Here is a 12,687-nt window from a genome sequence, read left to right as displayed (position 1 = left end):
TCTTGGGAGTGCCTATGTCGGGAGTGCCATGCATTATCTGGCGCTGCAGATTGCTTATGCCTACAGTGTCGGCGTCGGCCACTCCTATCGTGCCAACACCGGCGGAGGCAAGATAGAGCGCCACCGGCGACCCGAGTCCGCCGGCGCCAACGATCAGCACGCGGGCCGAAGCCAGTGCCTGCTGTCCCGGAAGATCAATCTCGCACAAATTGAGATGACCCATGTATCGCTCGTTGTCCATGACATTTACTCTTAGAATTCAAGTACTCTTAAAATTCAAGCCCGGCATCGGCGGCAAGCTGCCGGTCTGACTCTACGGTCGATCCGGTAGTGGTCAGCATGTCGCCTGTTATGGCGCCGTTGATGCCCGCACGCATCGCGCGAAGCTGTGCCTCGCGGCTCAGGGCGGCGCGTCCTCCGGCAAACCGCAAGGTTATCCTGGGATGGATCAGTCTGAACAAAGCCACCGTGGTGACTATCTCGTCTTCGGTCAGCGGAGCCGAATCCTGAAGGGGAGTGCCGGGAATCGGGCAGAGTATGTTGATCGGCACCGACACCGGATCTATACGGCGAAGTGTCAGAGCCAGCTCCACGCGCTGGCGGCGCGACTCGCCCATGCCTATTATGCCGCCCGAACATATCTCAAGCCCCTCGCTGCGTGCCGCCTCGATGGTGGCGAGCTTCTGCTCAAGGGTATGGGTCGAGCATAATGTCGGAAAATACGACGGCGCTGTTTCCAGATTGCAGTGATAGCGCGTCACTCCGGCCTCGCGCAGACGCCTCATCTCCTCACGTCCGAGCAATCCCATCGAAGCGCACAGTTTCTGTCCGCCCTCGCTGTGGAGAGCCTCTATATGTCCGCAGGCTTTCTCAAGCTCCTGCCCGCTCATGGCTCGACCGCTCGTGACGAGCGAGAAACGCCCTATGCCATGGTTGCGGCTGCGGCGGCCTGCCTCCATGCAACGCTCACGGTCAATCAGCGGATACACGTCGGCGCCGGTCGAATAATGAGCCGACTGCGCGCACCATTTGCAATCCTCCGGGCATCGTCCGCTCCGGGCATTGACTATCGAACACGAGTCGAACTTACGCCCTATGAAAGTCGAAGTCACCTCTTCGGCCGCCTTCCATAGCAGCGGTAACTCCTCGTCAGCTATATCGCAAAGTGCGAGAGCCTCCTCATCGGTGAGACGTCCACCCGATTTTATACGCTCCGTTATCTCATTGAAGTCTATGTCATTCATCTTTACAAGATCGATATTATGTTTGTTTTACACCGGTTTTTAGAGTATGTTTGAATTTTACTTCTGTTCACTCAAAGAGGATTTTCGCATACTCTTATCACACGTTGGGATCAGGCTGCGGACCCGGCTCGCCCGAAGTGTCAAGTCCATGACGAAGCCATGCCCCCGACAGCAGACGCCACAGAAATATGGCACCTCTGAAGCACAGCTCTATGCACATGGCCGTCCACACTCCGGCAAGACCCATCGTCGGGGCGAGAAGCGCCGCTATCGGAAGCCTTACGAGCCATATGCTTGAAAAATTCATCACTGCGGGCACAACTGTGTCGCCTACTCCCACCATCACGCCGTAGGCCACGATCGAGGCAGCGAACATCGGTTCGGCCCATGCCTCTATCCTCAAAGCCTCCGATCCAAGGCGGCATATCTCCTCCACCGGACTGAACAGCTCCATCACCGCAGGAGCGAAAACCCACAGCACGGCTCCCATAAGGGTCATAACTATCATGCCGAGCGTCACGGTCAGATATCCGAACTGACGCGCAAGCGCCGGGCGTCCGGCTCCGTAACTCTGGCCGGTGAGCGTGGTGGCGGCGTCGGCCAGTCCATAGCCCGGCATGTAGCACAGCGCCTCGGCCGTGACCGCAAACGAATTGGCCGCTATAGCCATCACTCCGAGCGGAGCCACAATGACAGTGACCATGATCTGCGCCCCGCATATCACCGCATGCTCGAGCGACATCGGAGCCGAAACCTTCAGAGCGTTGCGCATCACCTTGCGGCGCGGACGAAACGAACCTTGATCCGAGGCCCGACGGCCGAATATGGCCAGATCGCGCTGCCGGCATGTGACATACCACAGCGCCAGAGCGGCGCAAACCAGTTCGGCGGCAACAGTGCCAAGAGCGGCACCGAGCACACCGAGTCCGGCACCGGGCACGGTCAGATGCACCGCGCCCACATCAATCTGACGCGCAGGAAATATGAGCAGGAAATTAAACACTACATCGAGCACACACATCATCACGTTGAGCCCGCCGGGCACTTTCATGTTGCCCGAAGCTCTCATGACGGCGCATCCGAGATAGTTGAGCGTAAGCACCGGCAACGCCGCCACAAATACCATGAAGTAGAGCGAGGCTTTGCTGTTGATTGTTTCGTCGCCACCAAGCCAGATGGGCAGAGGATGAGCTATGGCCATACCTATAAGAGCCACCACCGCACCTATGACAATAGAGGACGTGATACCCTGACGCAGGATTGACCGCGCCATCGAATAATCGGCAGCGCCGACACGATGGGCCACCTGGACCGAAAAGCCCATGGTGGCCGCCGAGCATGTGCCCCAGAAGAGCCACAGACTCGTACTCACCAGTCCGACGGCGGCGCTGTCGGACGCTCCGAGGCGGCCGACCATAGCAGCGTCGATATACTGCATGAGTATGCTCGACAGCTGCGCCATTATTGCCGGCCACGACAGACTCGCCGTCAGCTTCAGACGCTGGCCGAGCGAGAGCGGCGCCCCCGACTGGATAAGCTTTATCATATTTTGCGGTTAACGGCGCTTCAAGGCCGACAGTCCTTTGCATAGCCTGTCGAGTCCCTCGGCAAGAGTGGCTCTCGGACAGGCCAGATTGACCCGGAGGAATCCCTCACGGCCATACATCTCTCCGGCATTGACCCATACTCCGGCCTCAGCCTTCAGCTTCTCCTCAAGCTGCTCCGAAGTATAGCCCTCTATCGCACTGACATCGATCATCGGCAGATAAGTGGCCTCAAGCATGGTGACCGGACACTCCGGCAGCCTCTCGGCCACAGTCTTGGCAAAGAAACGGTAATTTTCCCATATATAGTCACAAAGGCTGTCGACCCAGTCGGCCCCCTCCTGGGTATAGGATGCCTTCAGAGCGTCGACACCGAAACATGTCAGATCACACACCTCATTAACATTTACCGCATGGTCGATTGCCTCGCGTGTGTCGGCGTCGGGACATACGATGTTGGAAGTATGCAGTCCGGCCGTATTGAAAGCCTTGGAGGGAGAAGTGCACACCACGGCCGAGCGGTCGATATTGCCGTAAGGCACATATTCGCAACCGGGCATGACTATCTCGCAGTGGATTTCGTCGCTGACCACTCTCACACCATTCTCGCGGCATATCTCCGCCACCTGCTCCAGCTCCTCCTCACGCCATGCACGGCCGGCCGGATTGTGGGGATTGCACAGTATCATCAGTTTAGCATCGGGACGTGCAGCCAGTTCGGCAAGTCCGTCAAGATCCATCTCGTAGGTGAAACGTCCGTCGGGCAGGTCTATCCGCTGCAGCGGATTCTCAAGCAGACGGCAACCGTTGTTGCGCACCGACGAGAAGAAACAGTTGTAGACCGGAGGCTGTATGATCACACCTTCGCCGGGCTTCACAAGCGCCTTTATGATGGCCGAAAGCGCAGGCACCACTCCCGGCACCGGAATCACCATCGAGGTGTCGATGCTGTAGCCGTGGCGACCCTCGAACCATCCGGCGAGAGAGTCCATGTAGTCCTCGTCGGCGAACGAATATCCATAGACACCGCTCTCCGCACGGCGTATCATCGCCTCACGCACCACCGGTGCCGTGCGAAAATCCATGTCGGCCACCCAGAGCGGTATGACTTCGCCGTTTCCGGTGTATGAATCCCACTTTATCGAGGCCGTGTGGCGTCGCTCGTTTATTCTGTCGAAATATGAATTGCTCATGACGGATCGTTTAATATTATCTTGCAGTCAGCGGGAGCCTTGACATTCCCGTCGATTATTACTTCACCTATCGAAGGTGCCTGTATGGATCCCGATGTCGGGTTCTTGACCGACGTGATATGGCTGTCGACCACCGCCTTTAGCGAGCTCTCCTCGAAAGCGAGATCGCAATCGGCGTCAAACGTGCAGTGTTCGAGCACGAGATTGTCGGCATAGCATAGCGGCTGCGTGCCCGATATATGACAACGCACCAGTCGCAGATTGCGCGAATGCCATCCGAGATATTCGCCGTGAAGCTCCGAGTCGCAGACGGTGACATTCTCCGTGTTCCAGAATGCATCTTTCGACTCTATGCGGGCATTGCGTATCTCCACGTCGCGGCAATACTGAAACGAATAATTGCCCTTCTGACGCCATCCGTCGATGCGTATGCCCGTGCAGTGCATGAACAGATAGTCGGCATTTTCCACCTCACAGTCGCGGCATATGATGTTGCGGCAGTGCCAGAGTGTTTCCTGGGCGTCGGGGATTCTTACCTTCGACAAGCTCACCCCGTCCATCTCGCGGAACATCTTGGGAGCCTCGACAAGAGTATCGTTCATCACCAGAGCGGTACTGTACCACAGTGCGGCGCGCGCTCCGGGAGTGAACGTACAATGGCTTATACGAAACCTGTCGACATGCCAGAAAGGATATTTTCCCTCGAAACGGCAATTGACAGCCTCTATGTCGCTGCACTCCTTGAGAGCCGACTCACCGGCATGGACAGTGACATTATCAAGCCTCAGACCATGGGAGGCGAACAACGGGCGCTCGCCGCCGAATTCTTCGTTTTTTATCTCTTTCATAGTAAATAACTGATCACCTTACATAAACCGATCCGGCACAGGCATGCATCATCGGTTTTACGACTGCAAAATTACGCATTCTTTTCGCTTTTGTGACCTATAATGATAAAAATGGATGCACCGGTCGGCATTAAGCGAAAATTACATTAAATTTGCACTATATTATACTTAAACACATCAATTCCCGCCATACAGTGCGAAACATACCGCTAAAAATACTACTCGCAATATGCATTGTCTTCATGGCAATGGCATATCCCGGACATATCAGCGCACAGATAGTCAACGCCGATTCAATAGGCACCGTGATCAGCTCCGACAGCATCCGACGGGCCTTCGACAACGGACCATACTTCGGACTCTATAAGGATAATTATTTCATATTCGGAACATCGGTAGGGCAGCGGCCTACGAAAGAGAACAGCAACATCAAATTCCAGATCTCGATATCACAGCGTCTGACCAAGACAGTGATGCCGCTCCACAGCTATCTGTTTCTTTTCTACACCCAGAAATGCTTCTGGAACGTGCTTGAAAATTCAATGCCGATGACCGACCTCAACTTCAATCCCGGCATAGGACTGGCCAAACCGCTGTTTGTCAAAAACCGGTATATCGGCAAAGCCTTTCTGCTGGCGGAGCACGAAAGCAACGGCCGCGACGGCACCGCATCGCGCTCGTGGAACAAAATATCGTTCGGAGGCAACATCATAATCGGCCAGCAGATGCAGGTACATGCCAAATTCTGGATTCCCATCATCGACGGAAAAGAAAACAAAGACATTCTCGACTACTGCGGAATATATCAGGTAGGCACATCGCTGACCACAGTCGACCGTCGATTCGGAGCATCGGTCATACTCACCAAGCGCAAAGGATGGAGGCTCAACTACAATACCATCATAGAGCTTAACTACAGGATATTTCCGCGCGACAACCAGTATCTTTTCCTACAGTATTACAACGGCTACGGGGAGGGACTGCTCGCCTACAAGGAATTCCACTCCCAGCTGCGCATGGGGATAGTGATCAAGCCCACACTCTTCTCCGACTACTGATGACAAAGACGCATTTCATTCATCATCCATACATTATAAGGCATCATCCATGAAACAATTAAAGAAAATCATTGCAGCCACAGCCCTGCTGGCCACAGTGACAGGAGCCTCTGCCAGTCAGCCCGGATCCACAAGGATCATGAGCTACAACATCAGAAACGGCGTAGGCTACGACAATCAACGCAACATACAGCGCACAGCCAACGTAGTGCTCCGGTCGCAGCCCGACATCGTGGCCATACAGGAAGTGGACAGCGTCACAGGCCGCAGCGGAGGCACATACGTGCTCGGAGATCTGGCCGAAGCCACCGGAATGCACGCATATTTCGCACCGGCGATCGACTACGACGGAGGTAAATACGGCATAGGACTGCTCACACGCGAGGAGCCGCTTAGCGTGAAACGCGTGTCTCTTCCCGGACGCGAGGAGGCAAGAGCTCTCCTCATTGCTGAATTTCCGGGCTACGTGGCCGCATGCACCCACCTGTCGCTCACTCCGGAGGATGCCATGGCATCGGTCGAAATCATCCGGCAGGCCGTGACTCAATCGGGCAAACCTGCAGTGGTGTGCGGCGATCTCAATTCGTTTCCCGAATCAGACGTGATCAGATCGCTTGAACGGGATTTCACTCGTGTATGCGACAATAACCCTACCTTTCCCGCTCCATCGCCCCAAGAGAAGATCGACTATATCTTTGTCAGCCGCGGATCAGGCGCCGCAAGCCGAGGCTATAAGGTGATCGACGCACCTGTCGAGAGCGACCACCGCCCCATAATAGCCGACATTACCCTGCCCGCTCCGGCCGACGCCATCATATATCATCAGCCCTACCTGCAGAACATGAGCCAGGATGGTGCCGTGACAGTCATGTACCAGACACGTCCGCTATGCACATCATCGGTCGAGTACGGCACCGACACACTCAACACGATCTCCGCACGACAGTTTGTGGCCGGGCAGGAAGCCGTCCACGACATAGAGCATCGTGTGAGGCTGACCGGACTTACGCCCGGACAACGCTATTTCTACCGCGTCAGGGCGCGTGAGATCACCGAAAACAAGGCTTACCACAAGACTTTCGGCAACGAGAGCGTCACACCGTGGCACACATTCACCGTCCCCTCACCTTCGCAAAAAGATTTCACTGCAGCGATAGTCAACGACATGCATTGCTTTCCTGCCACGATAACGGCCATGGCCGAAGTAGCAATGAAGCACAATCCCGACTTCGTGGTGTTCAACGGCGACTGCATGGCAGAGCCTGCCACACGCATGCAAGCCGTACACGACATACATCTTATGGCCGACGCATTCGGACTTGCCGACCGTCCGGGCATATTCATCAGAGGCAACCACGAGATACGCAACGCTTACTCGTCGGGACAGCCATCGCTCGTGGAGAGTGCCAACGGGCTGACATACGGTGCCTTCAACTGGGGCGACACGCGATTCGTCACACTCGACTGCGGAGAGGACAAGCCCGACACCACATGGGTCTACTACGGACTCAACGACTTCAGCCGTCTGCGTCAGGAACAGACCGATTTTCTACGCGGCGAACTCTCGTCGAAAGCCTTCAAAAAAGCGGGCCGCAGAGTGCTCATACACCATATACCCGTATGGGGCAACACCGACAGCTACCGCCCATGCACCGACATGTGGGCGCCGCTGCTTGCCAAAGCACCCTTCGACGTCAATCTCACTGGCCACACTCACGAATACAAGCGCATTGACCCCACACAGGGGCAGAATCCATTCCCGGTCATAGTCGGAGGCGGCTACAAACTCGACGGCGCCACAGTGATGATACTGCGCCGACGCGGCGACGAAATGACCCTTACAGTGCTCGGAGCCGACGGACGCACGATCGACACCATCAGTCTCTGACATACACAAAGACCCCTTCAAAGAAGTCCGGAGATATATCTTCGTGTTAAATTCAAACAATCTCTTATACTGGAGCGCATAATAAATGCCGCAGTCCGTACAGCTTAAATAAGCTGCGGGCTGCGGCATTTACTTTATTATTTTTCTTTCTTACAGCAGACGGGGCTATCAGTCCATCTCCAGATCAAGATTGAGCACCTCGTGCCAGGGGAGTCCCTGCACAGCAAGCTGCTCCATGAAAGGATCGGGATCAAACTCCTCCACATTATACACTCCGGGCTTCTTCCACAGTCCCTTGAGATACATCATCGCACCTATCATGGCGGGCACACCGGTAGTATAGCTGACGGCCTGCATGCCTGTCTCGCGGTAAGCCTCCTCGTGAGAGCAGTTGTTGTAGACGTAGTAGGTGAGATGCTTGCCATCCTTGTCAAGACCCGATATGCGGCATCCTATCGATGTTTCTCCGCGATAATTCTCGCCGAGATCCTGCGGATTGGGCAGCACAGCCTTGAGGAACTGCAGCGGCACAATCTTGGTGCCGTTGTAGTCTATCTCGTCGATGCGGGCCATGCCTATGTCCTGTATGACGCGCAGATGTGTCAGGTATTCCTGTCCGAAAGTCATCCAGAAGCGTGCGCGCTTTATCGAAGAATAGTTCTTCACAAGACTCTCAAGCTCCTCATGATAGAGCAGATACGACTCGCGGCCTCCGATATTGGGATAGGTGAGAGTGCGGTGTATCTCGAGCGGACCGGTGGTGACCCACTTTCCGTTCTGGTAATACCGTCCGTTCTGAGTAATTTCGCGTATGTTGATCTCCGGATTGAAGTTGGTGGCGAAAGCCTTGCCATGGTCGCCGGCATTGCAGTCGACGATATCGAGATATTCCATCTCGCTGAAATAATGTTTGGCCGCGTATGCCGTGAATACTCCGGACACGCCCGGATCAAACCCGCAGCCGAGTATGGCTGTCAGCCCGGCCTTCTCAAACTTCTCGCGATAGGCCCACTGCCACGAATATTCGAAATGGGCTACATCGCGCGGCTCGTAGTTGGCTGTGTCGAGGTAGCTCACTCCACACTCCAGACATGCATCCATTATAGTGAGATCCTGATAGGGGAGCGCCACGTTTATGACCATGTCGGGCTTATGGCGACGCAACAGTGCCACGAGCTGCTCCACCGAATCGGCATCGACCGTATCGGCTGTCATGTTCTTCGCTCCGATCTTGTCTACAATAGCCTGACACTTCGACAGAGTGCGCGAAGCGAGCACTATCTCGCTGAACACCTCAGGATTCTGGGCACATTTGTAGGCCACCACCGTTCCGACGCCACCGGCGCCGATGATTATTACTTTTGACATATCGCTCTATAGGGTTTGTATATTATTGAGCGTAAAATTACAGTTTTCAATTATAACTTCCAAATTTAGCTGCCAGGATTGACCGTGAATGACCATCATTTCAGGCGCCATGCCGGTAATCCGACACAGCGCCTTCCTGTCTGGAATATTTTTCCGTATGTCAGTTGCCTATTATCAGCGAACGGATCGGGAAAAGACCCTTTATGTCTATAAGAGTAGTCTTTTTGTTCTCCGTCATCAATATGATTATCTGATTGAACCAATAACTATCCTTGGTCCTATAGAAGCCATAGATAAGCGTACTCGTATCTCCCGATGCGGATTTCATCAGTAACTGAGGCTTATTCTGCACAATCTTGCCATGTTCGGCATTGATCTTTTCGCTTTCGGCTGTTTTCTCTTTGACATAATCAGCCACATAGTTTCTGGCTGCGTTTGAGGAAGCCTGACTCTGACAGTTGAATATATGGACAGCTTCGAATCGAGCGTCTTCTGAAGATATAGGAAGCCGCGCCATCATGTCCTTGTAATTCTTTTTCCCAAGCATAGCCTGAGATATATACGTGACGGTGACATTCGGGTCCTGGACCATATTTTCGATGAATACCGGCGAATCGGCCATGCATGGCGATATGATAGCCATGACAAGCAGCATGAGTGAAATAATTTTTTTCATATTAAGTAACTCTTAAAAATTAGATTATATCAGTATACTTATCAGTAACTCGTACATACTGCGGTGCTTTTTGACTTCGTTCGGCGCTTTTTGCTTTCATCCTCAGTTGTGTAGCTCGCTACACGCCTTCGGCTTCAATCAAAAATCACTCGAACTAACCTCAAAAATCACTCGCAGCTAATTTTTGAGAGTTACTTGTCTGAAATTTGGAATGGATGATATCTGGTTTTCAATAGATGCATTTACAGTCATTGACACTCTGTCAATGGTCCTGAACGCAATCTCATTGGCCGCATCGATACGGCTCTGTGCCATAGCCATGGCTCCTGCCAACATGGTCATGGCTTCGTCGGGATCGGTGATCACACGCGCTCCGCTACCTTGAACGGCGCCGTATGACGCCTCCATATCGGCCATGAACGGCTCTTCTCCGCCACCGTGTGTCATTGCGGCTCCTATAGTAGCTACGACAGCTATTGCAGCCGCTGCCGACGATACCCACACCGACCATCCCGAAAAACACCTCCTGAGGGGCTTTTCCCGTGCCGGAGCAGCCATATCATAGATTTCCTCAAAAGCTCGCAGCAGACGGCCGTCGGCCGAGTCATCGTCGGCGAGCATCATTCGCAGAGTGGTTTCCTCTTCGGCGGTAGTGTCACCGTCATAATACTTTCCGATAAGATAATCTTTGGTTTTCATTTTTCGAAGAGTTCTTTGAGTTTCTTACGTGTGCGCGACAATATGGCGCGTACATTCATATCAGTCATGCCTGTCATATCGGCTATCTCTTTTGACGAAAGACCTGCAATTGCGCTAAGCCTCATCACCATACGGCTGTTGTCGGGAAGCGCGTCGATAGCTTTCATCACCATAGAGGCGTCGGTACGGGTCTCGGCATCAGCATGTACCTTGCTGTCGGGCAATCCGGCACCATCGTTAAAGCTTACTTCCGATCTGCACCTGTGCCCATATATATCCATAGCCGCATTGCGTACTGCAATATTGAAATATGCCGACGGATTCGATACCGTTGCGAGAGATTCGCGCCCTCGCCACAGCTTCAGCAATGCATCCTGCACCGCATCGGCGGCCTCTTCACGATCGGCAAGTATCGCATAGGCCACTCTGAGCATCATAGGCCTGCATTGCTGTGATTTTATTTCGAATTCCTTACGGGTCATTACTACGGATAGCCTTATTTGACGGCTTATATAATTACTGACTCCGGCAGCCGGCAGTTTGTGACACCGCTACATCAATTTTCTAACAATTAATACAGCAGGCATTCGTCGTTCATCAAACCACGCTTTCTGACCAAAACCTTTTTCACCGGATAAAAACAAGGCTCTGCGCAAAGCATTAACTTTGACACAGAGCCTGTATTTGAGCCTGTAAAGGCTATCGGTTTATTCCGATCAGCCGTTTACTTTCTTCATGCGTGCGATGAGGTCGAGCACCTTGTTGGAGTAGCCGATCTCATTGTCGTACCACGATACAACCTTCACGAAGGTCGGAGTCAGCTGGATGCCGGCCTTGGCGTCGAAGATCGAAGTGAGGGGGCAGCCGAGGAAGTCGCTCGAAACCACTGCGTCCTCAGTGTAGCCGAGGATACCCTTGAGTTCGCCTTCAGAAGCTTCCTTCATGGCCTGGCAGATTTCCTCGTAGGTAGCGGGCTTGGCGAGGTTGACAGTGAGGTCAACAACAGATACGTCGAGGGTCGGAACGCGCATCGACATGCCGGTGAGCTTGCCGTTGAGTTCGGGGATAACTTTGCCTACAGCCTTGGCAGCGCCGGTCGAAGAGGGGATGATGTTGCCCGAAGCAGCACGTCCGCCGCGCCAGTCCTTCATCGAGGGACCGTCAACAGTCTTCTGAGTGGCAGTAGTGGAGTGAACTGTGGTCATGAGACCTTCGGTGATACCGAACTTGTCGTGAAGCACCTTGGCGATGGGAGCAAGACAGTTGGTGGTGCAGGAAGCGTTCGATACGAACTGCTGTCCGGCGTATGTCTGATCGTTTACACCGCAAACGAACATGGGGGTGTCGTCCTTCGAGGGAGCCGACATAACCACGTACTTTGCGCCGGCCTCGATGTGAGCCTGAGCTTTCTCCTTGGTGAGGAAAAGACCTGTCGACTCAACAACATACTCGGCACCTACCGCACCCCATGCGATCTCGGCGGGGTTCTTGCAGGCGGTCACACGGATTTCCTTGCCGTTGACGATGAGGAGGCTCTTCTCCATGTCGTAGTCAACAGTGCCGTCGAATCTGCCGTGCATGGTGTCATACTTGAGCATGTAGGCCATGTAGTCAACGGGGAGAAGGTCGTTGATGGCAACAACCTCGATGTCCTCTCTCTTGGTCGAAGCACGGAACACGAAACGTCCGATGCGGCCGAAACCATTAATACCGATTTTAGTCATAATTGTTTGTTGTATTGTTGGGTTATGATGTTGCTTGTTTTTCTATCACTTTCTTAGGTCGCAAAATTACTAATTATTTTCGAGTCATAAATGTTATTGACATCTTTTTTTTCTTAATTTTGTTATAAGTATGGCGGCACATGGTCCGCCTTCACCTAAAATTTTTATAAATGGCTATACTAAAAGAATTTAAGGAATTCGCCATGCGAGGTAATGTCATCGACATGGCTGTCGGTGTGGTGATCGGTGCCGCTTTCGGCAAAATAGTTTCGTCGCTGGTCGACGACATCATCATGCCGCTCGTGGGAGTAGCCACAGGAGGCATGAATTTCACCGACTTCAAATGGGTGGTGCAGAAGGCTGTGATGAACGGACAGGAGATTGTAACTCCGGAGGTGTCGCTCAACTGGGGAACATGGGTTCAGACCATTGTCGACTTCTTGAT

Annotated in this window: 13 protein-coding genes; 3 read left to right on the top strand and 10 right to left on the bottom strand. The window is 53.5% G+C overall.

The window, feature by feature from the left end; genetic code table 11:
- The 5 genes from C5O24_RS06955 to C5O24_RS06935 form a co-directional block, all read right to left on the bottom strand.
- On the bottom strand, positions 1 to 241 hold a 241-nt coding region (locus C5O24_RS06955), incomplete at its 3' end, for a HesA/MoeB/ThiF family protein (protein ID WP_205961078.1).
- Positions 242 to 269: 28 nt separating this feature from the next.
- The gene (bioB, locus tag C5O24_RS06950; RefSeq protein ID WP_107035398.1) at positions 270 to 1,244 is read right to left on the bottom strand and encodes a biotin synthase BioB; all 975 of its coding nucleotides are present in this window, start codon (positions 1,242 to 1,244) and stop codon (positions 270 to 272) included.
- Positions 1,245 to 1,341: 97 nt separating this feature from the next.
- Entirely contained in the window at positions 1,342 to 2,790 is a 1,449-nt protein-coding gene (locus C5O24_RS06945) for an MATE family efflux transporter (RefSeq protein WP_107035397.1), read from the bottom strand.
- A 9-nt stretch (positions 2,791 to 2,799) separates the two neighbouring features.
- Entirely contained in the window at positions 2,800 to 3,981 is a 1,182-nt protein-coding gene (locus C5O24_RS06940; RefSeq protein ID WP_107035396.1) for a MalY/PatB family protein, read from the bottom strand.
- On the bottom strand, positions 3,978 to 4,829 hold the full coding sequence (locus C5O24_RS06935) for a DUF3737 family protein (RefSeq protein ID WP_107035395.1): 852 nt from the start codon (positions 4,827 to 4,829) through the stop codon (positions 3,978 to 3,980). The genes C5O24_RS06940 and C5O24_RS06935 overlap by 4 nt, the downstream gene beginning before the upstream one ends.
- Positions 4,830 to 5,071: 242 nt before the next feature.
- Between C5O24_RS06935 and C5O24_RS06930 the strand changes: the two genes are divergently transcribed.
- Both C5O24_RS06930 and C5O24_RS06925 read left to right on the top strand, forming a co-directional pair.
- Complete coding sequence (locus tag C5O24_RS06930; protein WP_107035394.1) at positions 5,072 to 5,887, top strand: phospholipase A; 816 nt, start codon at positions 5,072 to 5,074, stop codon at positions 5,885 to 5,887.
- A gap of 49 nt (positions 5,888 to 5,936) precedes the next feature.
- Positions 5,937 to 7,775, top strand: a complete 1,839-nt coding sequence (locus C5O24_RS06925; protein WP_107035393.1) for an endonuclease/exonuclease/phosphatase family protein — start codon at positions 5,937 to 5,939, stop codon at positions 7,773 to 7,775.
- Between the two features lie 168 nt (positions 7,776 to 7,943).
- Here the strand turns inward: C5O24_RS06925 and C5O24_RS06920 are convergent, their stop codons facing one another.
- The 5 genes from C5O24_RS06920 to gap form a co-directional block, all read right to left on the bottom strand.
- Entirely contained in the window at positions 7,944 to 9,143 is a 1,200-nt protein-coding gene (locus tag C5O24_RS06920) for a saccharopine dehydrogenase family protein (protein ID WP_107035392.1), read from the bottom strand.
- 160 nt (positions 9,144 to 9,303) lie between these two features.
- Positions 9,304 to 9,819 carry a DUF4252 domain-containing protein gene (locus C5O24_RS06915; RefSeq protein ID WP_107035391.1) on the bottom strand — a complete coding sequence of 172 codons (516 nt, stop codon included), beginning with the start codon at positions 9,817 to 9,819 and terminating at the stop codon, positions 9,304 to 9,306.
- A 177-nt stretch (positions 9,820 to 9,996) separates the two neighbouring features.
- A complete protein-coding gene (locus tag C5O24_RS06910; RefSeq protein ID WP_107035390.1) occupies positions 9,997 to 10,518 on the bottom strand; it encodes a hypothetical protein in 522 nt (173 codons plus the stop codon).
- Entirely contained in the window at positions 10,515 to 11,000 is a 486-nt protein-coding gene (locus C5O24_RS06905; RefSeq protein ID WP_107035389.1) for a GFO_1088 family ECF-type sigma factor, read from the bottom strand. The genes C5O24_RS06910 and C5O24_RS06905 overlap by 4 nt, the downstream gene beginning before the upstream one ends.
- Positions 11,001 to 11,234: 234 nt before the next feature.
- Complete coding sequence (gene gap, locus C5O24_RS06900) at positions 11,235 to 12,242, bottom strand: type I glyceraldehyde-3-phosphate dehydrogenase (RefSeq protein ID WP_107035388.1); 1,008 nt, start codon at positions 12,240 to 12,242, stop codon at positions 11,235 to 11,237.
- 170 nt (positions 12,243 to 12,412) lie between these two features.
- Here gap and mscL point away from each other — a divergent pair.
- A partial coding sequence (mscL, locus tag C5O24_RS06895) for a large conductance mechanosensitive channel protein MscL (protein ID WP_107681624.1) occupies positions 12,413 to 12,687 on the top strand: 275 nt, incomplete at its 3' end.

The organism is Paramuribaculum intestinale (assembly GCF_003024925.1).
In the GTDB taxonomy this organism is placed as follows: domain Bacteria; phylum Bacteroidota; class Bacteroidia; order Bacteroidales; family Muribaculaceae; genus Paramuribaculum; species Paramuribaculum intestinale.
The sequence above is the reverse complement of the archived record's forward strand: the minus strand, read 5'-3'. Positions and strand labels throughout refer to the sequence as shown.